Origin of the sequence: Jiangella alkaliphila (genome assembly GCF_900105925.1) — a bacterium.
GTDB lineage: Bacteria > Actinomycetota > Actinomycetes > Jiangellales > Jiangellaceae > Jiangella > Jiangella alkaliphila.
In genome coordinates this window covers 1,724,611-1,748,100 of record NZ_LT629791.1, presented here as the reverse complement: position 1 = coordinate 1,748,100, position 23,490 = coordinate 1,724,611, and the positions used below count along the sequence as shown (strand labels likewise).

At 71.4% G+C, this 23,490-nt stretch carries 32 protein-coding genes and 1 pseudogene; 8 read left to right on the top strand and 25 right to left on the bottom strand.

What is annotated here, in order from left to right; genetic code table 11:
• Window positions 1–36 precede the first annotated feature (36 nt).
• Window positions 37–171: a hypothetical protein gene (locus BLV05_RS38165; protein WP_267884902.1), complete on the top strand. Its 135-nt coding sequence runs from the start codon at window positions 37–39 to the stop codon at window positions 169–171.
• Window positions 168–299 (top strand): hypothetical protein, encoded by a 132-nt coding sequence (locus BLV05_RS38160; protein WP_267884903.1) that lies wholly within the window; start codon window positions 168–170, stop codon window positions 297–299. The genes BLV05_RS38165 and BLV05_RS38160 overlap by 4 nt, the downstream gene beginning before the upstream one ends.
• Window positions 300–353: 54 nt before the next feature.
• Here the strand turns inward: BLV05_RS38160 and BLV05_RS38535 are convergent.
• A pseudogene (locus BLV05_RS38535) lies at window positions 354–521 on the bottom strand (helix-turn-helix domain-containing protein); the annotation flags it as partial.
• 96 nt (window positions 522–617) lie between these two features.
• Here BLV05_RS38535 and BLV05_RS08220 point away from each other — a divergent pair.
• Both BLV05_RS08220 and BLV05_RS08215 read left to right on the top strand, forming a co-directional pair.
• Window positions 618–836, top strand: coding sequence for a DUF7848 domain-containing protein (locus tag BLV05_RS08220; RefSeq protein ID WP_046771216.1), 219 nt, complete (start codon window positions 618–620; stop codon window positions 834–836).
• 75 nt (window positions 837–911) lie between these two features.
• Window positions 912–1,157 carry a hypothetical protein gene (locus tag BLV05_RS08215; RefSeq protein ID WP_083421289.1) on the top strand — a complete coding sequence of 82 codons (246 nt, stop codon included), beginning with the start codon at window positions 912–914 and terminating at the stop codon, window positions 1,155–1,157.
• Window positions 1,158–1,454: 297 nt separating this feature from the next.
• Here the strand turns inward: BLV05_RS08215 and BLV05_RS08210 are convergent, their stop codons facing one another.
• The 23 genes from BLV05_RS08210 to BLV05_RS08105 all read right to left on the bottom strand — a co-directional run bounded on the left by BLV05_RS08210 (window position 1,455) and on the right by BLV05_RS08105 (window position 19,313).
• Window positions 1,455–1,637, bottom strand: a complete 183-nt coding sequence (locus tag BLV05_RS08210; RefSeq protein ID WP_046771218.1) for a hypothetical protein — start codon at window positions 1,635–1,637, stop codon at window positions 1,455–1,457.
• Window positions 1,634–2,053, bottom strand: a complete 420-nt coding sequence (locus BLV05_RS08205; protein ID WP_052762882.1) for a hypothetical protein — start codon at window positions 2,051–2,053, stop codon at window positions 1,634–1,636. Before BLV05_RS08205 ends, BLV05_RS08210 begins: the two co-directional genes overlap by 4 nt.
• 2 nt (window positions 2,054–2,055) lie before the next feature.
• Entirely contained in the window at window positions 2,056–2,943 is an 888-nt protein-coding gene (locus tag BLV05_RS08200; protein WP_046771219.1) for a peptidoglycan recognition protein family protein, read from the bottom strand.
• A gap of 125 nt (window positions 2,944–3,068) precedes the next feature.
• Window positions 3,069–3,755 carry a glycine-rich domain-containing protein gene (locus BLV05_RS08195; protein WP_052762883.1) on the bottom strand — a complete coding sequence of 229 codons (687 nt, stop codon included), beginning with the start codon at window positions 3,753–3,755 and terminating at the stop codon, window positions 3,069–3,071.
• A gap of 7 nt (window positions 3,756–3,762) precedes the next feature.
• Window positions 3,763–4,413 (bottom strand): glycine-rich domain-containing protein, encoded by a 651-nt coding sequence (locus BLV05_RS08190; protein WP_052762884.1) that lies wholly within the window; start codon window positions 4,411–4,413, stop codon window positions 3,763–3,765.
• A gap of 37 nt (window positions 4,414–4,450) precedes the next feature.
• Window positions 4,451–5,131, bottom strand: a complete 681-nt coding sequence (locus BLV05_RS08185) for a glycine-rich domain-containing protein (RefSeq protein WP_052762885.1) — start codon at window positions 5,129–5,131, stop codon at window positions 4,451–4,453.
• Window positions 5,128–7,116, bottom strand: a complete 1,989-nt coding sequence (locus tag BLV05_RS08180; protein ID WP_152690950.1) for a hypothetical protein — start codon at window positions 7,114–7,116, stop codon at window positions 5,128–5,130. The genes BLV05_RS08185 and BLV05_RS08180 overlap by 4 nt, the downstream gene beginning before the upstream one ends.
• 158 nt (window positions 7,117–7,274) lie before the next feature.
• Entirely contained in the window at window positions 7,275–9,986 is a 2,712-nt protein-coding gene (locus tag BLV05_RS08175; protein ID WP_046771222.1) for a hypothetical protein, read from the bottom strand.
• A 40-nt stretch (window positions 9,987–10,026) separates the two neighbouring features.
• Window positions 10,027–10,425: a hypothetical protein gene (locus tag BLV05_RS08170; RefSeq protein ID WP_046771223.1), complete on the bottom strand. Its 399-nt coding sequence runs from the start codon at window positions 10,423–10,425 to the stop codon at window positions 10,027–10,029.
• Window positions 10,426–10,502: 77 nt separating this feature from the next.
• Window positions 10,503–10,916 (bottom strand): hypothetical protein, encoded by a 414-nt coding sequence (locus BLV05_RS08165; RefSeq protein ID WP_197683581.1) that lies wholly within the window; start codon window positions 10,914–10,916, stop codon window positions 10,503–10,505.
• Window positions 10,913–11,431, bottom strand: coding sequence for a hypothetical protein (locus tag BLV05_RS08160; RefSeq protein WP_052762886.1), 519 nt, complete (start codon window positions 11,429–11,431; stop codon window positions 10,913–10,915). Before BLV05_RS08160 ends, BLV05_RS08165 begins: the two co-directional genes overlap by 4 nt.
• Before the next feature lie 2 nt (window positions 11,432–11,433).
• The gene (locus BLV05_RS08155; RefSeq protein WP_046771224.1) at window positions 11,434–11,889 is read right to left on the bottom strand and encodes a hypothetical protein; all 456 of its coding nucleotides are present in this window, start codon (window positions 11,887–11,889) and stop codon (window positions 11,434–11,436) included.
• The gene (locus BLV05_RS08150) at window positions 11,889–12,626 is read right to left on the bottom strand and encodes a hypothetical protein (protein WP_046771225.1); all 738 of its coding nucleotides are present in this window, start codon (window positions 12,624–12,626) and stop codon (window positions 11,889–11,891) included. The genes BLV05_RS08155 and BLV05_RS08150 overlap by 1 nt, the downstream gene beginning before the upstream one ends.
• A gap of 1 nt (window position 12,627) precedes the next feature.
• Complete coding sequence (locus tag BLV05_RS08145; RefSeq protein ID WP_046771226.1) at window positions 12,628–13,080, bottom strand: hypothetical protein; 453 nt, start codon at window positions 13,078–13,080, stop codon at window positions 12,628–12,630.
• Window positions 13,080–13,451 carry a hypothetical protein gene (locus tag BLV05_RS08140; protein WP_152690951.1) on the bottom strand — a complete coding sequence of 124 codons (372 nt, stop codon included), beginning with the start codon at window positions 13,449–13,451 and terminating at the stop codon, window positions 13,080–13,082. The genes BLV05_RS08145 and BLV05_RS08140 overlap by 1 nt, the downstream gene beginning before the upstream one ends.
• 8 nt (window positions 13,452–13,459) lie before the next feature.
• Window positions 13,460–14,500 carry a hypothetical protein gene (locus BLV05_RS08135; RefSeq protein ID WP_046771228.1) on the bottom strand — a complete coding sequence of 347 codons (1,041 nt, stop codon included), beginning with the start codon at window positions 14,498–14,500 and terminating at the stop codon, window positions 13,460–13,462.
• On the bottom strand, window positions 14,497–15,279 hold the full coding sequence (locus tag BLV05_RS08130) for a hypothetical protein (RefSeq protein ID WP_046771229.1): 783 nt from the start codon (window positions 15,277–15,279) through the stop codon (window positions 14,497–14,499). Before BLV05_RS08130 ends, BLV05_RS08135 begins: the two co-directional genes overlap by 4 nt.
• 9 nt (window positions 15,280–15,288) lie before the next feature.
• Complete coding sequence (locus BLV05_RS08125; protein WP_046771230.1) at window positions 15,289–15,654, bottom strand: hypothetical protein; 366 nt, start codon at window positions 15,652–15,654, stop codon at window positions 15,289–15,291.
• A gap of 15 nt (window positions 15,655–15,669) precedes the next feature.
• The gene (locus BLV05_RS35635) at window positions 15,670–15,849 is read right to left on the bottom strand and encodes a hypothetical protein (protein WP_152690952.1); all 180 of its coding nucleotides are present in this window, start codon (window positions 15,847–15,849) and stop codon (window positions 15,670–15,672) included.
• The gene (locus BLV05_RS08120) at window positions 15,836–16,405 is read right to left on the bottom strand and encodes an SAP domain-containing protein (protein ID WP_046771231.1); all 570 of its coding nucleotides are present in this window, start codon (window positions 16,403–16,405) and stop codon (window positions 15,836–15,838) included. The genes BLV05_RS35635 and BLV05_RS08120 overlap by 14 nt, the downstream gene beginning before the upstream one ends.
• Window positions 16,406–16,412: 7 nt before the next feature.
• Window positions 16,413–16,913: a hypothetical protein gene (locus BLV05_RS08115; RefSeq protein WP_046771232.1), complete on the bottom strand. Its 501-nt coding sequence runs from the start codon at window positions 16,911–16,913 to the stop codon at window positions 16,413–16,415.
• Between the two features lie 85 nt (window positions 16,914–16,998).
• Window positions 16,999–18,402: a phage major capsid protein gene (locus BLV05_RS08110; RefSeq protein WP_046771233.1), complete on the bottom strand. Its 1,404-nt coding sequence runs from the start codon at window positions 18,400–18,402 to the stop codon at window positions 16,999–17,001.
• A complete protein-coding gene (locus BLV05_RS08105; RefSeq protein WP_152690953.1) occupies window positions 18,399–19,313 on the bottom strand; it encodes a head maturation protease, ClpP-related in 915 nt (304 codons plus the stop codon). Before BLV05_RS08105 ends, BLV05_RS08110 begins: the two co-directional genes overlap by 4 nt.
• A gap of 29 nt (window positions 19,314–19,342) precedes the next feature.
• Between BLV05_RS08105 and BLV05_RS08100 the strand changes: the two genes are divergently transcribed.
• The 4 genes from BLV05_RS08100 to BLV05_RS08090 are packed head-to-tail and all read left to right on the top strand — an operon-like array spanning window position 19,343 to window position 22,728.
• Window positions 19,343–19,738 (top strand): terminase small subunit, encoded by a 396-nt coding sequence (locus BLV05_RS08100; RefSeq protein WP_046771234.1) that lies wholly within the window; start codon window positions 19,343–19,345, stop codon window positions 19,736–19,738.
• Window positions 19,689–21,335 (top strand): hypothetical protein, encoded by a 1,647-nt coding sequence (locus BLV05_RS08095; protein WP_052762888.1) that lies wholly within the window; start codon window positions 19,689–19,691, stop codon window positions 21,333–21,335. Before BLV05_RS08100 ends, BLV05_RS08095 begins: the two co-directional genes overlap by 50 nt.
• Entirely contained in the window at window positions 21,332–21,478 is a 147-nt protein-coding gene (locus tag BLV05_RS35630; protein ID WP_157524218.1) for a hypothetical protein, read from the top strand. The genes BLV05_RS08095 and BLV05_RS35630 overlap by 4 nt, the downstream gene beginning before the upstream one ends.
• Entirely contained in the window at window positions 21,475–22,728 is a 1,254-nt protein-coding gene (locus tag BLV05_RS08090) for a phage portal protein (protein WP_046771235.1), read from the top strand. Before BLV05_RS35630 ends, BLV05_RS08090 begins: the two co-directional genes overlap by 4 nt.
• Before the next feature lie 429 nt (window positions 22,729–23,157).
• Here BLV05_RS08090 and BLV05_RS08085 read toward each other — a convergent pair whose 3' ends face one another.
• A complete protein-coding gene (locus BLV05_RS08085; protein WP_046771236.1) occupies window positions 23,158–23,427 on the bottom strand; it encodes a hypothetical protein in 270 nt (89 codons plus the stop codon).
• Window positions 23,428–23,490: the final 63 nt, after the last annotated feature.

The following is a 23,490-nucleotide window of genomic DNA, read 5'->3' as shown; positions in this document are numbered from 1 at the left end:
GCCGCGACCTGCAACAGCGAACAGAGGAGAGACCCCATGGACGATGGCAGCGTGCTCGTCGCGATCGTGGTCGGCCTGGCGATCCAGTACCTCCTGATCAAGCTGGCCGTCACCGACGCCATCCTCACCGCCGACCGCAAGCGCCGGCAGCTCGACGGGCCGAAGCCGTGACCCGCAGGCAGATCGGCATCACCATCCTGGTGATCATCGCCGTGCTGTTCGTCGGCGGCATGATCACCACCGGCTGGGACGAGCTGCGGAACTACACCGACGACGACGAATCGATCTTCGAGGACTAGCGGCCCCGGCCGGCGGTAGCGGACGCCGGCCCGGTCCAGCACCTCGAGCAGCTCCACGTCGAGCGCCCGGCACAGATCCACCAGCTCGACGACGTCGACGCGGCGCTCACCGGTCTCGATCTTCGACACGACCGTCTGCACCACGCCGAGCCGCTCACCCACCATGCGCTGCGACAGCCCCCGCTCCAGGCGGACCTCGCGCAGCGTCGCGATCAACCGCACATACGCGGGCCGCCCGTGATCCACCACAAGGAGAAGCGGACTATGCCGACATCGGGTAACCCAACTTCGGTTGAGCGGCGTATCCTCGGGGCCACCATGCCGACCGACCAGCCCGCGGCGCCGCCGGCCCCGGCGCCCCGCTATCGGGCCCGCTGCCCCGCCTGCCGGTGGACCGGCCGCGCGTTCGCCACCTACGGGACCGCTGAGGACGCCGCCCGGGACCACGCCCGGGACAAGCACCACACCACGTTCGTCCTCGACCAGTACGACATGCGCGTCGTCGGGTCCACCATCCACCCGTTCGAGGCCTACTGACCAGCGAACCCCGCCCGGCGCGCCAACGCCGAACGGGGTTCTTGATCCACATCCAGACGAGACCTGGAGGGACCCGTGCCCAAGGTAACCGACTGGCGCGTGCCCGAGCGCGCCCACCGCCTCACCGCCGCCGCCGAAGACCACCTCGACAAGTTCGTCGACCGGCTCCCCGGCAGCTGGCACCGCGGCGTCGCCGACGCCGGCCAGCAGGCCGTCGACTACATCGCCCTGCTCGGTGAGGAGATCGCCACGTGGGGCGCCGACGTCGCCGCCGACCTCGACGAGTACAACCAGCGCCGGCCACCGAACGGCCGGACCTAGAACTCGGCGTCAACCTCACCGCCGGCCGCCGGGGAAGCATGGTCGGCCGGAGCACGGATGGATGGCCGGAGAGCGGGACCTCAAGCCCGCCACGACCCGGCCAGCGCCGAGCGGAACCCCCGCCCCCAGCAGTGGTGGCGGGGGCTCCGTCACAGGTGGAATACACCGAGCTGGTCACCGTCCGTGGCCTGACGATCAACGTGGGGCGCGGTGGCAAGGGTGGCGGGGGCGTCGTACCGGCGGACGGCACAGTAGAACGCCGTCCACCTCCAGCTGGAGGTGGACGGCGTTCCCCTGCTACAACGACTGCCGGTTCGACGGCGCTACGTACACGATGCCGAGCCCGCCCATGAAGCCGAGCGCAACGGCCACCCACTCGGCCGGCGTCACGGCGCCGTCGGTGAGCGCAGTACCCAGCGCCGTCAGGCCGCCGACGACGCCGCCGGCGACCGCCTTGGCGTACGGGGCGATGCTGCTCATGGTTCCTCCTCTCCGGTGCGTTCCTCCACGGCCTTCAGCCGCGCGTCGAGCGCGTCGAGCCGCTCGACGGCGTCTGCCAGGCCGGCACTGGTCCTGGTCACCTCGTCTCGCAGCGATGTGCCGCCGTTGGGGAGCACCTGGTGGTGCACGGTGTCGACCTTCCCGGCGGTGGTCTCGAGCTGCGCGGCGGTCGCCGACGTGGTCGCCTCGACACCGGCGACGCGCTCCATCAGCCCGGGCCGGGCCTCCACCCCTGGCCGGGCCGGCGTGCCGAGCAGGTCGTCGACGAGCGCGCCGAGCCGCCGCGTACCGCGCCACAGCTTGCGCCCGGCGAAGCTCGCGACGGACAGCGCGATCATCAGGCCGACGATCTGCTCGATCGTGATGCCGGCCAGCCAGTCGGGGAGGTCGGCCACGGTCAGCCCTCGTCGGGCAGGATCGCCCCGGTCTCGATGGCCGTCTTCTTGGCCATGGTGTACAGGGAGTACTCGTCGTCGCCCGCCTGGAACGCGTTGACCGCGTGGGCGACCAGCCCGTTGCGCCGGGCCTCGCGAAGCTCCTGCAACGCGATCAGGGTGCGGATGGCGTCGTTGGAGACGGCCGGGTCCTGGTGCGGGACCAGGCCGCGGGCGAGCACGCCGTAGGTGCCGGCCGAGATGATCTGGACGTCGCCGTTGACGATGTGCACGTACTGGCTGGAGCCGTACTTCTGGATCGTGCCTGTGGCCACTTCGTCCTCCATGGCGTCTGCGGTCGGTGGTGTCGTGGGTGGGGTGGGCTTCCCCGGCGGGGTCGGCCGGCCGTTGGTCAGCGCGATCACCGCGTTGCCGGGGCAGGAGGTCTGCGCGCCAGGCACCTCGCGGTGGCCGCGCACGTCGTTGCGGCCCGGCCACTTGGCCTGGAACACGTCGCGGCGGAAGTCCCAGAACGCCTGGGTCATCGCCGCGGTGGGCTGCTCCTGGTCGCCGAGCACGAACAGCACGCCGATGTACTCGTGGTTCGCGTCGGGGTTCCCGGCGCTCGCGCAGTGGGCGCCGACGCGGGACGAGCCGCGCAGGTCCCACACGCGGCCGGCCTGGTCGATCGCGAAGTTGTAGCCGATGTCCGCCCAGCCGCGATCCTCGACGTGGAACTGGCGCCAGCCGCGCAGACGCCCGGCCACCGCGGCGGCCGTCTCGACGCCGTAGGCGTTGGTGGTGGAGCCGGGCCAGTGGCAGGCCAGGCCGACCAGCTTCGATCCGGTCAGCTGGGCGCCGCCGCGGGCGGTCGGCGTCCACGCCGACCGCGGCATGTAGGTGGTGGTCACGACGCCTCGCCGGGGTCGTCGACGTCGGGGAGGGCCTGGTCGACGTCGTCGCCGCGGCCGTCCTCCTCCGTGAACGGGTCCTCGTCGTCGCCGAAGTCAGGGACGATGGTCATGCTGTGCTCCTCTCACAAGAACGCGACCACGACGACGAGGCCGGCCGCGCCGGCACCGCCGTCCTGGGCCGCTGCCTGGTTCTGGGCGTTGAAGGCGCCCGTGCCGCCGCCACCGCGCGGCGTTCCGGCGCCGCCGGCGCCGGTGATGCCGGACGCGGTCTCACGCTGCTCGCCGCCGAACACCGACGCGCCGCCGCGGCCGCCCTGCCAGATCGTGCCGTCGGCGCCGATACCCGGATAACCCGGACCACCGGCGACCAGCACGTCACCGGTCAGGCCCTCACCGCCGAGCCCGCCCGGCGAGATGTGGATGGGCGGTGAGGCGATGTCCGGGCCGTTGTTCCCGCCGCGGCCGCCACCGGCCACGGCGAACGAGCCGAACGAGGTGTTGCCGCCGGCGCTGCCCGGCGACACCCCGCCCACCCCGCCGGCGCCGCCCGCCCCGATGGTGACCGTGACGGTCGCGGTCAGCTTGTCCGCCGGGACGATCGACTCGGCGTACCCGCCGCCGCCACCGCCGCCACCGCAGGCGGACTCGCCGGCGCCGGTGATCTCCGCACCGCCGCCGCCTCCGCCGCCGCCGACGACCCGCACCCACACCGACCGCACACCGTCCGGCCGTGTCCATGTCCCGCTCGAGGTGAATACCTCGAAGGTCGGCTCGCCCGGCGCGTAGATGACGTTGCCCGCCTGGAACATCAGCGCCTCACATCCAGCTCATGACGATGACGACGCCGGGCGCGCCGGCGCCGCCGGCCTTGTCGTCGGCACCGGCGATCGCGCCGGCGTTCTGCGCGCCGGCGCCGCCGCCGCCGGGGAACATGCCGGGCGCACCCTCGGAGGTGGCGACGAAGAAGTCCGGGCCGTACACGGGCGGGGCGAGCTGGCTGTCGCCGCCGTAGCCGGGCTGGTTGATCACGTCGGCGGCGGAGCGGCCGTTCGCGCCGTCGCCGCCGTGACAGTTCACGTGCCCGCCGGACGCGCCGCCGCCGGCGCCGCCGGCACCAATCGTCGCGGTGGCCGACGCCGGGGACAGGCCACCGCCGCCGCCGTTGGCGGTGCAGAACGCGCCGAAGCTGGACGACTCACCGTCCCCGCCGGCGTTCTGCCCCGCAGCCCCGCCCGCGCCACCGACCCCGACCACGACCGACACCGCGTCCGGGAGCGACGCCGCGGTGATGAGCTCCTCGGAGTAGCCGCCGGCACCGCCGCCACCGGCGACCGCGGCCTGCCCCGCGATGGTCGACTCCGCACCACCGCCGCCGCCTCCGCCACCGATCACGCGCACCCACACGGCGCGCACACCGTTCGGCTTGTACCAGGTGCCGGTCGCGGTGATGGTCTCGATGCGGGGCATCCCCGGCGCCTTCACAACAGCCACGCGCAACCCCCTCTCAGAGGACCGAGATGACGATGACGACGCCGCCGGACCCGTCGCCGCCGGCGCGGGCGGTGCCCTGAGAGGCGGCGTTCAGGCCGCCCGTGCCGCCACCGCCGAAGTTGCCGGCATTCGCGCCGGCGGAGCCCACACCGCTCGCCGCGTCACGCGCCCGGCCAGTGAAGAACGACGACCCGCCCGCACCGCCAGTGCGGATGATCCCGGCCGCGCCCCGCCCGGACGTGCCGTCGGACCCCTGCGTCGACACCAGCGCGCCCGTCGTCGACCCGCCGGTGCCGCCGGCGCCGCCGCCAGAGCCGACCGAGGCGGAGCCGCTTCCGCCACCACCACCGGTCGCGGTGATGAACGAACCGAACGACGAGTCGCCGCCGGCGCTGCCCGCGTTGTTCCCCGCGGTGGCGCCGCCGCCGCCGGTGCCCACGGTCACGCTCTCAGTGGCGGACAGCAACGACGCCGGGATGAAGTCCTCGCCGTACCCGCCGCCACCTCCACCACCAGCGACCGCGGACTGCGCGGCCGCCGTCGTCGCGGCGCCGCCCCCGCCGCCGCCGGCGCCCTGCACCCGCACCCACGCGTAGCGGATCCCGGCCGGCTTGTTCCAGGTGCCGGAGCTGGTGAACACCTGGATGTTCACCGCCGGCGGGGCGGTGATCGGGTCGCCTGCGAGCCTGGTCATAGCGCGTACCTCGGGGTCTTCCAGAGCTGAACCTTGGCGCCGGTCGCGTGGCTCTTCACCACACCGTTGACCGACCGGGTGACGGTGAACGTCTGCGGGCTGGTGGTACCGGAGATGTCCGACACCGTCATCTGCTCACCGCCGATGCCGATGTCGAACGGGACCACGGCGTCGTCGGTGCTCCACAGCGAGACCCCGGCGTCCCAGTCGTCGGCCACCGACAGCGTGGTGGCGGTGCTGTTCACGCCGGACGCGAGCGCGCTGGCGATCGCGTCGTACCGGTCGACGTCGGTGTCGGCGACGGTGAACGCCGACCCGGGGCGGCCGTTGACCCGCACCTGCCACTCGAAGTTCGACAGCAGCTCGGCGTACCCGAGCACCAGCTGCAGCGCGTCGCCGGGCACCCACACCGGCAGGTTCACCAGCGACACCAGGTCACCGAAGCCGAGCTCGGCGATCGCCGCGGTCAACGCGTCGTCGCCGGCGATCAGTGGCCGCGCCAGGTTCAGCGCGATCGCCGGGAACCGCGGCTCGTCGATCGTGCCCAGGTGCAGCGCCCACCCCGCCTGGTCGGCGAGGGTGCCGTCGCTGAGGACGTTGCGGCTGATGCTCCCCTGGTAGCGGCTGACCCCGTCAGGCGGGTCCTGGACGGACATCGGCCCGGACTCCAGCACCGCCCGCGCCGACCCGCCCCCAGGCGACGACGCGGTCACGTCGTTGAGGGTGAACGAGTCGTCCTCGATCGCGGTCGGCACCTCCGACAGCACGCCGTCGGAGTAGTCCAGCTCGAGCGCGGCCGCCTGGTTGTACAGGTCCTCGCGGGTGCGGTAGGCGTAGCCGAGCGCGTCGGCCGGCTCGAACAGCAGGCCGCCGTCCGCGGTCGCGGCGTCGATGAGCGCCGCCGTCAGGCCGCCCGCGCCCTGGGGACCCATCACGACGGTCGCGTCGAGGTCGCCGACGGCGCTGAACGTCAGGCCGTGCTCACCGCACAGCCGCTCCATCCGGCGCCCGGCGGTCTCGCCGGCGTACTGCCGGAACGCCAGCATCGTCTCGTCGATGTCCGGCTCGGTGGCGAACACGAACACGCAGAAGTGGCCCAGCGCCAGCGGGGCGCCGCCGTAGTCCATCTCGTCCTGGTCGTAGTCGACCTTCACGTCGCCCGTGTCGGGCAGCACCTCGCTGCTGCGGGTGCCGGACAGCCGCGACACCCCGTCCACATACACGGTGTAGTCGACGTCGCTGCCGTCCTGGAAGAGCACCATGCGCACGTGGTGCACCGTGCCGTCAGACAGCTCGGGGAGCACACCGGAGTGGGCGAACGGGTTGACGTCGATGCCGAGCGCCAGGCCGACGTCGTTGTCGTTGGTGTTGCCGCGCAGCAGGATGCTCCAGCGCGTCGACGCGCCGGTCGACTTGCCGATGGAGATCCGCAGCCGGCCGAGCTTCTCGGACTTGAACACGAAGTCCATCGCGATCTGCGTGTTGTCGATGCCGACCGTGCAGGTGGCGCTGTACCCGGACGGCGACCCGCCGATCTCCGCACCGTTCGGCAGCGGGGCCAGGTCACCCTCACCGAAGCGGACGTAGCCCAGGCCGGCCGGGGCGAACGGCTTCACCCCGATGACGCCGTCGCTGGTGACGTTGAACGACCGGGTGATCCCGGACTCCGCATCGAGCGGCCAGTAGTTGTCCGGGAGCGACGACTGTGCGTCGATCATGAACTGGCGGAACGACGACAGCTGCACCTCGTTGCCGGCGCCGAGCCGGCGCGTCACGCCGGACGCCTCGATCGGCACCCACACGTCCGTGCCGGTGGTGTCCCACTCCTGCGGCCACGCCGCCACCTCGCCGGTGAACCGGATCCGCTCGGTCGTGTCAGGCGTGGTCACCGTCACCCGGATCCGCGAATTGCGCGCGATCTTCCCGTACAGCGGGCCGACCGGATTGCGCGGGCTGAATTGCCCGTCACGGTTGTTGATGCTCATCGTGCAGCGGGATTCGAGAATCCCGGAATTGTCCTCATTGGTGCGGCCGCGAGTAATGACGATCGAATCGCGCCGATACACCAGGCCCGGGTCGATCGCATTCCACACACCGTCGTAGAACAACTCGACCGTGATCGGCAACGGCGTATCCGGGAACGTCATCGCGCACGCCCCGTCCCCAGCACCAGCTGCACGTTCCCGCCCCGCACCCGGATGTACTTGCGCAGCAGCTCAACCACCAGGTCATCGACCGCCGACCCCGACGAGCGGAACTCCAGCACGATCCTCTGCGAGACGCCGCCCCCGCCACCACCTCCACCGCCGCCACCGCCGAGCGGCGGGCCCTCGTACTCCGGCAGGTCCTCGAGGTTCGTCCACTCCGCCTTCATCAAGGCGATCTGCTTCTTCAACCACGCCGCGTTGGCGTCCCGGTCCGACCAGTGCGCATTGAATCCCGAGAGGTCCATCAGGTGCATGATCTGGTCGTTCCAGGCGTTCATATTCCCGGACGCCTGTTTCCAGGTGAAGTCCTCGTAATAGGTGCCCTTCCCCAGCATCTTCGCCAGCAGCTCTTCCATCGCCATCAGCAGGCCGGCCTCACCCGGCGTGCTCCCCGGCCGCGGGTTGTAGCCCGGCGCGCCGCCGCTGCTGCGGGCCTGCGACTGCCCGGACGGCACCACCCGCGTACCGAACGGCAGCTCCACCAGCTCCGGCCCCAGCTCACCGACCATGACGTTGGCGCCGCCGCGCGCACCCCCGGTCGCCGCGGTCTGACGAGCGCCGACGCCGCCGACGTTGCCGCCGGTGGCGAGGTAGTCCGGGGACAGCGGCCCGCCGGCGAACGCGGTCTGCACGTAGATGGTCGACGACCGGTTGCGGGCGGCGTTGTTGATCGCGGCGTTGGCGTTGTTGATGGAGCGGCTGTCGGCGTGCGCCTGCGCGTTCGCCGTGTACGTGCCCTCGAAGTTGTCGAGGAACCGCTGCACCCCGGCGACACGATCCTGGGCCTCTTTCGTCTTCGCCGCCTCCACCCGCGCGACGTAGTCGCCCGGCACCTGCAGCAGGTCGGTGATGAGCCCCTCGACGTCCTCCTCCGTCATGCCCGCGGCGAGGCCGGCCTCACGCACCTGGGCACGCATGGTCTCCATCGCCGACGACACGTCCTCGGTCGGCTTCTTCTCGTCGATCAGCTTCTGGATCAGGCCCAGGTGCGCGCCGGCCAGGTTGTCGACGGCCTCCTGGTTGGCGCGGCCGGCCTCGGTGTTGATGTCCACCGTCTCGCCGTTCGCGGCGATCGTCTCGGTGGCGGTGGCGAACGCCTCAGCGACGCCGCGGTTGGCGTCACGCAGCGCGAGGATCCCCTCGGCCGCAGTGGTGGCCTGCCCGGCCAGCTCTTCGAGCTTCTCCGCCTGCATCGCGGCGTTGTCGCCGGCCAGCTTCGACGCCCCGGCCAGCTCGTCGGTGGCGGCCGCGGTGTTGACGGCCTGAGCCTCGGCGCCGGCGAGCGCGTCGATGACGGAGGAGAACGCCCGGTCGACGTCGTCGGCGTTCGCGCCGGCGTCGATCAGCTGCTCGCGGATCCGGCCGTAGGTCTCCTCCGCCTGGTCGGCCTGGCCGGCAGCGACCATCGCGGCCAGCGCGTCGGAGATGTTCCTGAAGTCCTGCTCGGCGCCACCGAGGGTGTCCTTCAGCCCGATCACACGCAACGCGTTCTGGTCCCACCCGCTGTTCAGGTTGTGGACATGCCCGACCAGGGCATCGATGTTCGCCGACCCGCCGGCGGTGTACTCGGCGAGCGCCTGCTGCGCCGCGCCCAGCCCGGACACCGACGCCTCGCCGGAGCGGCCGATGTTCTCGATCAGCCCGGCGGCGTCGTCGAGGAACGGCAGCGCGGCACTGATGACCATCAGCCCGCCGGCGGCCTTGGCTACCGCGCCGATCGCGCCGGCGGCCCGCGGGGACTCCGCCCTGAACGCGGCCAGAGCGGCCCGTGCGGCGATGACCCGGGGGGCCAGGAGCAGGAACGCCGCGCCGGCGGTGCCGACCGCCACAGCGACCGCCTGCGCCGGGCCGGGCAGGCTCCCCAGCCAGTCCGCGGCGGCAGCTCCGGCAGTGGCCAGCGCGTTCAGCGCGGGCAGCAGCAGCGCGCCGATGGACTCCTGCAGGTTCCCGTAGGCGACCTTGGCCTTGTCCGCGGCGGTGGCCTGAGCCTCTGCGGTGCCGCCGACCTGGGACTCGATCTCCTCCAGGATGATCTTCTGGGCGCCGAGCACGTCGCCCGACTCGACCATCGCCTTGATCTGTTCCTTCTGCTGCGCGGTGAACGTCACGCCCGCCTTGTTCAGCGCGGTGAGCCCGGCGACGGGGTCGTTGAGCGCCTTGCCCAGCATCTTCGAGGCGGAGTCGATGGAGCCGAAGCCGGCGGCGGACAGGTCGACCGCCGCCGCGGTGGCGCGGTCGAAGACGTCGGCGCCCTCGCCCGCCTCGTTCTTCACGTTCTTGAAGGTCAACAGCAGATTGGCGCCGGTCTGGATCGCCTCGTCGTCGACGCCGGTCTTCTTCGAGATCGCGCCGGCGAGGTTGGCCACCTCCTCTGCGGACACGCGGGCGGCACCACCGGTCGCCTCGATGATCTGCTTGGTGGTGGCCATCACCTTCTCCGACTCACGGGCGCCGGTGATGGCGCCCTTGAAGAAGTTGGTGACGGCCTGCCCGATGGCCTGGAAGGTGCCGGCGGCGAGGATGCCGGTGGCGATCTCCCCGACGCGCTTGGTCGACTGGCCGAGCTTGTCGGTGGTCTGGGTGGCCGACGTGACCGCGGCCTTGGAGTTGTCCTTGCCGGTGATCTCGATGTCGATGACGTTGGTCACGCCGCCCGCCTCCTCCCCGCCGTCGGTGTCGGTGTGCCGGTTACGGCTGGTGCGTCAGCGGCGCCACCTTCAGCGTGGACTCGAGCTCCGCCGCCTCCTGGCCGGCGGCCTTCAACGCCTCGAGCACCTCGCCGTAGGAGGACAGCCACGCCTTGACCAGCTCGAGCTGGAACAGGACGTCGAACTTGCGAAGACCGGCGCGGGTCGGGTTGACCCGGCGACCCTTGATCTCGAGGTTCCAATCGATCAGCGCGTCGGCGAACCCGTCGAGCAGCTGCTTGAGCATGTCCGGGCTGACCGTGGCGATGTCCACGTCCTTCAGCTCGGCGGCCGCAGCCAGGGTGTCGCCGTCGACCATGCGCACGGTGACCTGCGCACCGTCGAACGACGGGTCGGTGAACCGCAGCCGAAGCGTGGTCAGGTTGACCTCGAAGCCCATGGTGAGGCTCCCCTCTCAGGTACAGGCAGGGTCACGGCGGCCGGGATGCCCGGCCGGCCGCCGCGCCCGTCAGTGGGTCAGGCCGTCGCCCAGGTCGGGACCGCGCCGTTGGCGAGCACACCCGGCGCGGTCCAGGTGAGCGAGCCGTCGGCGTTGCGGGTCAGCGCGTAGTCGGTGTACAGCGCCTCGACGGGCAGCGACTGGCCCGAGATGACGATGGTCGTCGTCCGCGCCACCGACGTCGACGGCACCGTCCGCAGCACCATGTGCGAGGCGTCCGAGGCGGCGTCGTTGAACACCCCGTTCAGGGTGATCGAGAAGTCGGCGAGCAGCAGCAGCCGCTCGAACGCCGACTTGTCGATGCCGGTGACGTCCTGCACCCCCCGCGGGGTGGCGAAGTTGAAGTTCGTGACGTCGTTGCGGATGTCCTGCGGGGTGCCGGCGGCGTCGTCGACGTCGAGCGTGGTCCACCCCAGCCCGGTTTCCTTCATTGCGCCGTCTCCTTTTCCATGTTGCGGCGACGGGTGTTCCAGCCGCCGGGGTCGCGCTGGTTCGCGTTCTGTTCCTTCCTGGTGGCCCAGCGGCAGTTGCCGGGCGTGTAGTTCCCGTCGCTGTCGATGCGGTCGAGGGTCATCCCGGCGGGTCGCTCGCCCATGTCGGCGAGGAAGTTCTCGAAGGTGCGCCACCGGTCACAGACCGTGATGCCGCGGCCGCCGTACAGCGGATAGCTGGCGTTGCGCCGGTCGTCGACCCGGCCCAGCATCGACTGCCAGGTCTTGTAGGTGGGCGTCCGCGACCACCCGTGCTTGTAGGCCGACGCTCGCTCACCGGTGTACGACGCCAGCCGGGCCCTGACCTCTTCCGTGTGATGGCGTCCCGACATCGGGTGACTCAGCCGGGCGTTGTGGCCGCTGATGAATCGGCTGACGCGGTTGCGGCGCTGATCGACGGCGGCGTACTCGCCGCAGCCGCACGCGCAGAGTCGGGGCGTCAGGGCGTTGGCCATGGTCAGCCCCTTTCCAGTCGGTCGGCCAGCCCCTGCTGGTGGCTGGCGAAGTCGTCCACGAACGAGGCCGCGGACGTGTGCACCCGCGGGCGGGTGCCGCGCGGGTTGCCTCGGAAGTCGCCACCGCGGACGACGTACAGCGGCTCACGCTCCAGCCGGACCCGGTGCTCGGTGAAGCACGGCTGCCCGGGCAGGAACGTGAACGTCACCCGGCCCAGCGCGTCCACGTCCTCGGTGAACGCCCGACCCGACCGGGTGCGGATGTAGGCGGCCTGGCGCTGACCGAGCTCGGTGCGCTGGTCGACGGCCGTCGCCCAGCCGTGCCGGAACGCCAGACACCCGGCCTCCTCGCAGGTGCCCGCACGGAAGTGTGTCTGCGGGTTGGCGATGACGGCGTAGGTCTTCATCGCGGCCGCCGGCAGCTTCGGGTCGATGATGTTGATGGGCCGCTGCTGCATCAGAACACCACCGCCGTCTCGTTCACGACGACCACCACGGCCAGGTCGACCGAGGTGAAGGTGCCGGTGACCGCGGCGCGGATCCACTGCTCGACGGCCAGGTTCGCTGCCGTCGCGATGCGCTGCGCGCCAACATCGGTCGCCTCAGTGAACGCGCCCCCGGTGATCGCGGCGTAGGCGTCGCCGGCGCCGTCGTCGCTGGACCCCTCGAGCGTGACCGTGACGTCGTCGCCGTCGAGTGCGAGCACATGCAGGAACGCCTGCAACCCGAACGCGCCCGCCGCACCGAGGTTGAGGCCGTCGGTGTCCGCGGCCGCGGTGAACGTCTCCCGGCCGACGGTGAGCTGGCGCCCCCACTGGATGCCGAACTGGTTGGCCTGCGTCTGCAGCGCCGCGGTGAGCGAGCCGTCGGCGTTGCGGGTGGGGTCGTAGCCGATCTGCTTCGCCACCATGCACGCCGCCGGCGAGCCGAGCGCGGTACCGCGGAAGTAGCTGACGACCCGGTCGGCGCGGGGCAGCGTCGACACCGCGAGGTGCGCGTTCTCAGGGTTCCAGAACGCCGTCCAGTCGATGCCGCCGTCGCGCAGCCCGCCCTTGCGCTCGAACGCCGACTTGTCGATGCCGGTCAGGTCGAGCGGGGCCGGGCCGCCGGCGATGCGGCCCAGCGACTGGGTGTCGCCGGAGACGTCGAACCCGTCGACGTAGAGGTTGTCCCCCATGCCGGTCTGCTTGGCCATGTCAGCCCACCTGCTCCCAGACGTCGTTGATGATCATCGGCACGGTGATGGTCATGACCCGGTACTGGGCGTCGGCGATCTTCACGTAGCCGGCCTTCGCGCTCAGCGGCGTGCCGCTCTGGCCGAGCAGGTCGATGCTGCGGACCCGCCCGCCCAGGGTGAAGTCGCCGGAGTAGGCGCCCATCAGGTCGTCCGTGGCGCGCAGCATGTTCGGGTCGATCTCGTCCTCCGGCCGCTCGAGCTGGCGCCCGTAGATCCGGTCCATGAACACGGCCCGCACGCTGGTGCGGTTCAGCCCGGACTGGTTGCGGGCCGGCCCGATGTCGTCGGCCCAGATCGCGCAGTGCAGCCCGTTCCCCGGCGGCGACTGCGGCTCATGGGTGTTGACCCGCTCGAAGTGGCCCAGCGCCGCCGCGTGGGACACCAGGCCGTCGACGATCCCGGACACGTCCATCACCGCACCCCCGACAGGTGCTGACGCACCACCTGCTCGGCAGTCTCGGTGGCCTGCTGCCGCACCCGATCGGCGGCGCGGCGGAACTGGCCGTAGCCGGCGAACCCGGTCGACGCGTTGCGCGAGCTCACGCCCTCCAGCCACGGCCCGTACACGACGCCGGCGTCGCTCACCACCTGGCTGTCGCTCTGCCGTTCGGTCTGGATCTGCGACTCGTAGTAGCCGGTGGCGTTCTGCAGGTCGGCGCTGAGGATGGCCCGCACCTCGTCGACGGCGTCCCGGGCGACGGTGTCGACGGACTTGTCGACGGCGGCCGCGATGGCCTGCCCGGCGCGGCCGTCGAACAGCGGGCCCCTCGAGGTGACGATCACGCCGCCCATCAGATCGCCGCCGTCCTGGCGCGGCGGCCCCACTCGGCGGCGGCGTCCTCGCGCAGCTTGTGCAGCGCGCTGGTGTTCCACTCGTTCTGGTTGTCGACGGTGTCGGTGTAGCCGGTGTTCTCCTGACGCAACTGGTTGATCGACTCGGCGATCGCCAGCGAGTTGATCAGCGCCGGCGGCTCCCACCGGTAGATGGTGGCGCCGGAGTCGTGCGCAGCCGCGGCCGTGCCCAGCTGGCCGCGCACCAGGTCCAGCCCAGTGCGGGAGAAGATGCTGGAGCCGGTGTGGGCGGCCAGCACGGTGCCGTCCCACGACCGCTTCACCACGAGGTTGTTGCCGGCGACGTCGACGACCAGCATCCGCTCGGCGTCGAGCAGGATCGTCTGCCCGGCCGCGAACGCGTCGCCATCGGCGACGGCCACCAGCGTGCCGGCCGCGGACGCCGACAGCGGCGTCGCGAGGTCCTGCCCGGTGTCGACCATCGTGAGCTCACGCACCGACACGCGCTCGCTGCCGATGCGCAGCACGTCGCCGACACCGACCTGCGGCGTGGTCAGGGTGATGTTCGCCGACGCCATCGGGTCCGGCGACAGCGCCCCGGCCAGCACCCCGATCGGCACCTCGACCACCGGGGCGCCGGCCCACACGCCGGCGATCTCGACCGTGCGCTGGTAGGTCGGGCCGCCACCGAACGCGACACTGTTCGCGCGGTTCAGCTCGAGCCGGTCGTAGGGCGGGCCGTCGTTCACCGGCTCAAGGAAGTAGTCGGCCGGGTCCAGCAGCACGGCGGCGCTGTGCACCGTGGTCGCGGTCACCAGCAGGTTCTGGCCGAGCCACAGCCGCCACGGCGTCGGTTGGTCACGCGACGGCCAGTCGAAGTAGCGGGTGCCGGTCCACGGGTGGAACCGGCGCCGCGTCAGCGCGTCGACGGCGCCCACCGCATTCGCGGCCGCGCGGTCGACGTCGCGCTCGGCGCGCGCGGTCACCTTCACGTCCAGGGCGCCCATGACGTCCTGGCGGGTGCAGTACCAGGCGTTCACCGGACCACCCCCGGGATCCCCGCCGACGTGCCCGCCTGCACGGTCCCAGGGACCGCGGCCGCCGGCCCCGCGCCGATGGTGCCGGGCACACCCGTCTGCGTCGCCAGCGCCGGGCTGGAGGCGCGGTGAGCGTGCCGCGTCGACGACGGCGCCAGCAGGTGCGTCTGCGTCAGCGCCGGCGACCCGGCCCGGTGTCCGTGCCGCGCCGACACCGGCACGAGCAGCACGGCCGGCGACTCCTGGTCGTCGACGATGACGTCGACTCCGAACCCGTTGGCGCCGGCGCCCTCGGTCGCGCCGGCGCCGATGCGGAAGTACGCCCGGGACCCCAGGTCGATCATGGTCTGTTCGCCCAGCACCACGGTGGCGCCGTCGGCCGCCTGGATGAAGCCCGTCGACAGGTCGGTGGCGGCCAGGTAGTCGCCGCCGCCCAGGTCGTAGCCGATCCACCACGGCACACCCGGCGTCACCTCGACGCCCGTCCAGCGGACCTCGTTCCACCCGGTGACCGGGTCGGCGATGATGCCCTCGACGACAGGCTCGGCCGACAGGTCAGGCCCGTCGCTCGAGCCCGCGTAGGCCCACATGCCCACCGCCACCGGCCCGCCCAGGCTCACCGAGCCCGGCACGTACAGGCGGGCACCGACACACGTCCAGCCGTCCGCGCCGGCGGTGAACGTGTAGAAGCCGTTGCTGACGACGATGTTCGGGTCGCCGTCGGTGGCCAGCGCGAGCGTGCCAGGGTACGGGTCGGCGCCGAAGATCGTGTGCTCAGCCATCGGCGGACCTCACTGCGGGTCCTCGAACTCGATGTCCCACGCCGCCAGGCTGAGCGGGTTGTCCTCGGTGACGTTCTGCGCTTCGGCGAGTGTGGTGACGTACTTCAGCGTCGTGCCGTCGTCGAGCGCGACGTGTGTCGCCTGCCCGGTCGCGGACGCGTTGAACCCGGACTGCGCGGCCACCGTCAGGCGGCGGCCGGACACGGTGCCGTTGCTCTTGGTGAAGTCGCCGGCGTCGACGGTGGTCGAGGCCAGCAGCAGCGCGGCGATGCCGGCGAAGTTCGACGGCTGACCGGACAGGACCGTGTACCGGGTCGAGGACGCGACGTCGTCGATCGGCCGGTCCAGCACAGCGTCGGGCGCGAACTTCGCCATCTTGTCCTCCTCCGGTCAGTCGGTTCGGTTGTCCGGCCACCGCCAGCCGTCGAAGCGGCAGTGCAGCTCCCCTCGAGGGCCGGCCTCGAGGGGAGTCCCGTCGTTCGGGCACGCGGCCGGGCGCTGGGCCTGCTCTGCGCGCCGCTCGTCGGCGGCCTCGGCGTAGATGGCGAGAAGGTCCTCACCCATCACCATCGGAGCCGGCCTCCTTGGCGGCCTGCTCGGCGGCCTGGGCGGCGTCATGCTCGACCAGGCGGGCGACGAGCTGCGCCTTGTCGCCGTCGGTCGGCAGCTCGCGCTCGGCGCACTCGGCGCGCAGCACGTCCTCGTCGAAGACGTCGTACTCGGACGCGAGCTCGTCGACGACCTCGTCGGCGTCGCCGCCGGCGGTGACCTCGGCGCCCAGGTCGCCGGGGTGCTGGGCGTCGTGCTCGACCAGGCGGGCGATGAGCTTCGGCTTGGAGCCCGACTTCGCCAGGCCGCGAGCCTCGCACGCGGACTTCAGCTCGTCGGCGCTGAGAGTGTCGAACGGGGACGGCGCGGCCGAGGCGACCGCGGCCGCGGCGGCCTCGTCGACGGTGAAGTCGCCAGTGACGACCTCGAGGTTGGCGGTGGTGCCGCCTCCGTGGCGGGTGGTCTTGCCGGGCATGTCTGCCCCTTCCTCGTGGTGGATCACCGACCCGCACTGCGGGCACGCCGCCAGCCCCACCGCGAAGCGGGCGGTGCAGCGGCGGCACAGCCAGATCGTCATCGCTGGTCTACGCCTGCGGGTTGGCCAGGTTCTGCGGCGCCCGCTGGATGGCGAGGTCGTACATGATGTAGAGCGCGGCGCCGACCTGGGCCGTGCCGGGGTCGGTGATGGTGACCGAGATCCACTCGCAGTCCGCGGACAGCGCCGTCGCCTCGACCTCGGCGACGACCAGCACCTGGTTCGCGTCGTCCCAGTCGGCGTTCGTGATCTCCGACGCGGCCGCCTGCGTGACCTCGGTCCAGGTCTCGGTGCCCGCCAGCGTCGCCGCCGACTTGACGTAGTAGGTGGCCACGACGTCGAGGTCGCGGGTCGTGCCGGAGCTCGCGGCGGTGTGCTCCTGGACGTCGAAGACGGGCGCCTGCGCGGCGGTGCCGTTGTTGAGGAAGCCGACGATGGCGACGCCGCCGTAGTTCGTCAGGTGCAGCCGCTTGCCCGTGCTCGCCGCGGTGCCGAGGTCGACGGGGACGACGGCCACGCCGACGTCGAAGAGCCTGCCGAGAGCCTTCATGATCTGCCTTCCGTGCGGGGGTTGAGTGCCGGTTGGAACGGGCCGGGACGGGGGTGTGAATGCCCGCCCCGGCTGGCGTCGTCGGTCAGCTGGTGGCCGCGCTGAGCGCCACGTACGGGGAGAGGGTCGGGCCGCCGTTGCGGGGCGTGAGCGGGGTCGGCACCCAGGGCTTGCCGTCCACCCGCTCGACGATCTTGAAGGCGGTGACGTCGGAGCTGAACTTGAAGTGCGGCGAGCTCGACGCCTGCATGACCTGCCGGTCGCCGATCAGGTAGTGCGAGAAGTCGACCAGCGCGAGGTCACCGGTGGAGCCGAGGTTCGGCACCTTCTCCGACACGATCAGCGGCCGGCCGAGCAGCGTCACCGGCTTGTCGCCGATGGCCTGCCCGCCGGTCAGCCACAGCGGCGGCGACGCGATGCCGTCCGTGCCCCGGGTCAGCGCGAGCTGCAGCAGCTGCGCGATCACCGCCGGCGAGCACATCCACACCGCGTTCGAGTAGGAGCCGGGCAGCAGGCGCGTGAACATGTTCACCACGTCGGCGAACCCGACCAGGTTCAGCGTGGCCCGCGGCACCTTGATGAGGCCGCCGTTGCTCGAGTGCAGAACGCCCTTCGGCTGCCCGACACCGTTGCCGGTGATGAAGGCGTCGTCCTCCTCGAACGCCATCGCCTTCGGCATGTTGGCGCCGATGAACCCACCGAACGCCGGCGCGTCGGCGATCAGCTCGTCGGGCGCCTCGCTGTAGATGGTGAGCTTCTTCGCCTCGAGACGCACGCGCCCGAACTTGGCCTGCGACACCGTGGCCGCGGCGCCCTCCTCGGTCCAGTACGCGACCATGCCGCCGAACACCGTCGACGCCCGCGACGTCTCGTCGACGGTCGGGATCGGCACCGCGAGGCTGGACATCGGAATGATCTGCGCACGCGGGCGGACGATGCTCTCCTCGAGCGCCAGCTGCAGGATCTCCGAGCGCAGCACCTCGGGGATGAGGAACCCGCCGTCGGCCGGCACGGCCGACCCGTACGAGTTCTGGATCCGCTTCCACTCCGACTGCTTCATGCGCAGCTGCTCGCTGGCGTCGAGGTGGTTGAGGTTGTGCCAGATGCCCTGGAAGAACTCGGCCATGTCCGCCGGCGCGTGCTCGCTCGAGTCGATCGCCGCACCGGGCGCCTTCGCGTTGTACGTCTTCGCGCGCTGAGCCTTCGTCCGCACCTCGTCGGCCTGGTCGGGGGTGAGGTTCGGCCGGGCCAGCTTGCCGCCGGACTCCTTCACCCACTCCTGGATCGACGCCTGCACCTCCTCCCGCACCTGGGTGAGGACCTCCTGGTGGGTGCGGGTCTTGGCGTCGGCGTAGTCCTTGACGAACTCGCCGAACTTCTTCTCCGCCATCAGGGTCTTGATGTTGGCGTCGTCGGCCAGGACGGCCTCGAAGTCGGCGACGCTGGAGGTGGCGGTGATGTCCTCCAGCTTCACGGCGGTGGGGCTCATGCGAAGGCCTCCTTCAGGCCGCTGGTGATCACAGCGAGGTCCGGGTCGGCAGCGGCGGGCGCCGGCGCCGAGGTGGGGATGACGGGAGCGGGAGCGCCGGCACGGCCGGCGTAGGAGTAGATCGACAGGTCGAAGCTGTTCTTCGCGTCGCCGTCGCCAGCACCGTTGACCTCGTCGGCCAGGCCGGCCGCGACAGCCTCGTCCGCCGTGTACCAGGTCTCGGCCTTCATGGCGGCGCGCCACTCGTCGGCCGTGCCGCCGGCGCGGTCGGCGTAGATCCCGGCGACGTCGCCTGAGATGCGGTCGAGTAGCGCGACCATCTCGGTCATGTCTGCGGCGTTGCCGATGCAGAAGCCCCACGCGTCGTGGATCATCATCTCGCTGCTGCGGTTCATCACGACCCGGTCGCCGGCCTGAGCGATGAACGAGCCAGCCGACGCGGCCAGCCCGTCGACGATCACGGTCACCGATGCGGGGTGGTCACGCAGCCCGTTGTAGATGGCGATGCCGTCCCACGTGTCCCCGCCGGGCGTGTTCAGGTGCAGCTCGATCTCCGCCGCGTTGATCGCCCGCAGGTCGCGCACGAAGCTCTGGGCCGTGATGCCGAAGTAGCCGATCTCGTCGTAGATGTCCACGACAGCGACGTCGGCGTCGGCCCTGGTCGAGATGCGATACCAGTCGTTGCGGCCCGCGCGCAGCGCCGCCAGCGGCCGAGTGGTCTTCAGGTGCGACATGCCATGCGGGTTGCCATCGCCGTTGCCACCACGTGGCTCGTTGCCATCGCCGGGGGCACGGCTTCCCCAGCGGGCCTGCGCGCCGAGACGGCCGGCGCGGCGGCGCTTCTCACTGAGAACGGGGTCCACCACGACTGACACATTACCAGTCGTGTCCGATAATCGGACAGAGTGCACCGGTTATCGAACGTGGAGGAGGTCGGGTGATGGCGAGTAGGCGGCTGACGCCGGCAGATGACCTCCTGGCCCCGGCGATCGACGAGACCATCGCGAAGCTCGAACCCGACGACGTCGACGCCGGCGTGGTGCAGCTGGCGCGCCGGTACGCCGCGCTCGTCGACGACGCCCGCGAGGCGGCCGCGCTCGCCGACGACCTGGCCGACCGCATCGACCCCGAGGACTTCACCACCGGGCAGATGGTGGCCCGGCTCGGCGCGAAGGTGCAGGCCCAGACGGTCCTTGCCGAGCTCGGTCCGAAGCTGCTGGCCGCGCTCGAGCAGCTCGGCGCCACCCCGGCCGCCCGGGCCAAGCTGCGCGGGGGAGGTGCACCCGTTGCCGGCCCCAACCGACTCGCCGCCCTCCGCCAAGCACGGCAGGCGTAGGGGGCCGTCGCCGCTGCGCGGCCGGCAGCAGTGCGCCGACCGGTCCTGCCGACGCCTCGCCCGCCCCGGCGAGCTCTACTGCCCCGACCACCCGCAGCTGATCCTCGACCCGGCCACGCGGCTGCGCGGCTCGAAGCGCCTCGGCCGCACCGAGCCGCGGCTGTACACGCCGCCGCTGCGGCCACTCACCCGCGAGACCACCCGTGGCTTCGAGGTCATCGAGTTCGCCGAGCTCATCGGAGAGCCGCTGCTGCCGTGGCAGCAGTGGCTGGTCAAGCACGCCCTCGAGCTGAACGAGGACGGCACCTACCGGTTCCGCACCGTGCTCGTGCTCGTGGCCAGGCAGAACGGCAAGTCGTCGTTGAAGCGGATCGTGTCGCTGTGGCGGCTCTACATGGACAGCGCCCGCCTGGTGCTCGGCGTCGCCCAGGACGTGTCGCTCGCGCGTGAGCAGTGGAACTACTGCCAAGACACCATCCACGCCAGCCCCGACCTCGAGGCCGAGTTCGACGTCGCCCGCAACGTAAACGGCGACGAGTGGTTCCGCCTGACGAAGAGCGCCGGCGGCGGCCGCTACAAGATCGCCGCCTCGAACCGGAAGGCCGGCCGCGGCCTGTCCATCGACGAGCTCAACATCGACGAGCTGCGCGAACAGCGGAACTGGGCCGCCTGGTCCGCGCTGTCCAAGACCACCATGGCCAGGGCCTACTCGCAGATCTGGGCCATGAGCAACGCCGGCGACGACGAGTCCGTTGTGCTCAACCAGCTGCGCGAGGCGGCGCTCGCCGGGCGCGACCCGTCGCTCGGCCTGTCGCTCGGCCTGTTCGAGTGGTCCGGCCCCGACGGGTGCGAGCTCGACGACTGGGACGCCCTCGCCCAGGCCAACCCCGCCCTGGGCTACACGATCTCCGAGGGCGCGATCTTCGCCGCCCTCGGCACGGACCCACCCGACGTGTTCCGCACCGAGGTGCTGTGCCAGAAGGTCGACCAGCTCGACGGTGCGATCGACCTGGCCCGCTGGAACGCCAACGCCGACCCCTCCGGCGGAATGCCCACCGACGGCCTAGTCGCGTGCTTCGAGGTCGACGAGGACGGCCAGCACGCCACGCTGGGTGTCGCCGCGCACCTCGGCGACGGCCGCGTGCGAGGGGCGATCCGCAAGTCCTGGCCCTCGGCCGCGGCCGCGCGGGCCGAACTCGCGGACGTGCTCGACGACCTCGCACCCACAGCTGTTGCCTGGTTCCCCAGCGGACCGTCAGCCGAGTTCGCGCCGATCCTCCGCCCGGCCGGGATGATCAAGATGAAGGGACGTCACCTCCACCGCGGCCGCGAGTACGTCGAGCTCACCGGGCTCAAGGTCAGCGAGGCATGCATGGGGCTGGCTGGCCTCACCAAGGCCGGCCAGCTCATCCACCCCGCCGACCCGCTGCTCGACGCCCACATCACCGGCTCCAAGAAGCTCCCCACCGGCGACGGCTGGCGGTTCGTCCGCCGCGGCGCCGGCCACGTCAGCGCCGCCTACGCCATGGCCGGCGCCGCCCACGTCGCGCTCACCCTGCCACCCATCGCCCGACCCAACATCAGGATGGCCTCATGATCCGCAAGCTCGCCCACCCCTTCGTGCTGTCCGTCGCCGGCCTGGCGTGCCTCGCCGCCGCGGCGTTCACGCTCGCCGTCCCCGCAGGGCTCGCCGCCACCGGCGCCGCCCTGCTCCTGCTCGAGTGGAGGATCGACCGATGACCAGCCTGATCGGCAAGTTTCTCAACAAGGCACCCGTCCCGTACGTCGGCAAGGCCCTGACCAGCGCGTTTGCCGGTCAGCTCGACAACTCGGCGCGCTCGCAGATGGATTCCTACGGCCAAGTGTCGACGCTGTTCGCCATCGTGTCTCGCATCGCCGACGCCGTCGCCCAGGTCGAGTGGCACCTGTACAAGAAGAGCACCGACTCCCGCCGGGTCACCGCCACCGGCGACGAACCGCAGCGCACCGAGATCGTCCGTCACGCCGCGCTCAACCTGATCAACAACCCGAACCCGTTCATGACCAGGTTCGACCTGTTCGAGATCGGGCAGCAGCACCTCGACCTCACCGGCGAGGCCTGGCTCGTCGTCGTCCGCTACCCCGGCATCGACATCCCGATCGAGCTGTGGCCGGTCCGGCCTGACCGCATGCAGCCCGTGCCGCACCCCACCGAGTTCCTCCGCGGCTACCTCTACACCGGGCCCAACGGCGAGCGTGTCCCGCTGCGCGTCGACGAGGTCATCCACCTCAAGTACCCGAACCCGCTCGACGTCTACCGCGGCATGGGGCCGGTGCAGGCCGCCATGGTCGACCTGGACTCCGCCCGCTACGCCGCCGAGTGGAACCGCAACTTCTTCATCAACAGCGCCGAGCCCGGCGGCCACCTCGAGACCGAGGGCAACCTCAAGGACGGTGAGTTCGAGAAGCTCGTGCTGCGGTGGAGGGAGATGCACCAGGGCGTCCACAACGCCCACCGCGTCGCCGTCCTTGAGGGCGGCGTGAAGTGGGCCGAGCGCAAGTACACGATGAAGGACATGCAGTTCGCCGAGCTGCGAGGCATCTCCCGTGAGCTCCTGCGCGAGGCGTTCGGGATGCACGCCCACATCCTCGGCATCTCCGAGGACGTCAACAAGGCCAATGCCTTCGCCGGCGAGGTGCAGTTCGCCCGCTGGCTCGCGCGGCCGCGGGCGCGCCGCTGGAAGGAAGCGCTCAACCACCGGCTGCTGCCCATGTTCGGCAGCACCGCCGAAGGCCGCGAGTTCGACCACGACCGCATCGTCCCCGAGGACCGCGAGGCCGACGACCGCGAACGCGTCTCCAAGGCCCAGTCCGCGCAGCTGCTCACCGGCGTCGGCTACGACCCCGCCGGCGTGCTCCAGGCCGTCGGGCTCCCGGACATCCCCTTCGTCGGCAAGCCCGACAGCGGCGCGCCGGCGGCGAATCCGGACCAGCCGGATTCCGGCCTCTGACCTGCGGCATCGTGCCTGGTCAGAGGGGGGCACTCTCGGACTTGAACCGAGATCCTTGGTTTCCACCGGGAGTAGCTCCTGCGAGCTGGAGCCCGGGACTTGTTCGCCCTGTGCTTCCGCTTACACCAGTGCCCCCACCCTCGCGCCTCACCTTACCCCCATCTCAGCACCTGGACACGTTGGTGAGCGGCCTGTGGCCGCCAGCTGACTCAGGCCACGTTTGTGCTGGTCAGAACGTCGCTGGGGGATGATCTTGACCCCATTCGGGGAGAGGTCCGGGGGGAGGGAGGCCCGGCCAGAGACTGTCGGCGGCACGCCGATCCGAGGTAGTTCTCAGCATCGATCGTCGCTGGTCAGACCCCTGATGATCTTCGATCGGCCTCGATCTGCATGCACCGAGCGACGACGGCGTCGAGCGGCACAGCAACGTCAGCGCCGCTGAGGTCGCGCTGGTCGGCGGTGCGGATCGGATTTGTGGTTGGTGTCGACGTCGTGGACCTCGATCGGTGGCGTGACCAGTGGCAGCAGGTACTCACGCACCAGGGACTGGAGCACCACATGCCAGTCCACGGCGCGGGCCAGCTCGATGCCGTGCTCGTCCTCGAGCGCCTCCCACACCACGTCCGGCATGTCGCCATCACCGAAGCCGTACTTGCTCTGCAGGTCCTGACCGTGCAGCCACAGCACCCACGCGCCCACGTCCTCGCCTCCTCCTCACCGCGGATGACCACCAGCCCAGCGTGCCGCCCCTCAAGCCAGGGC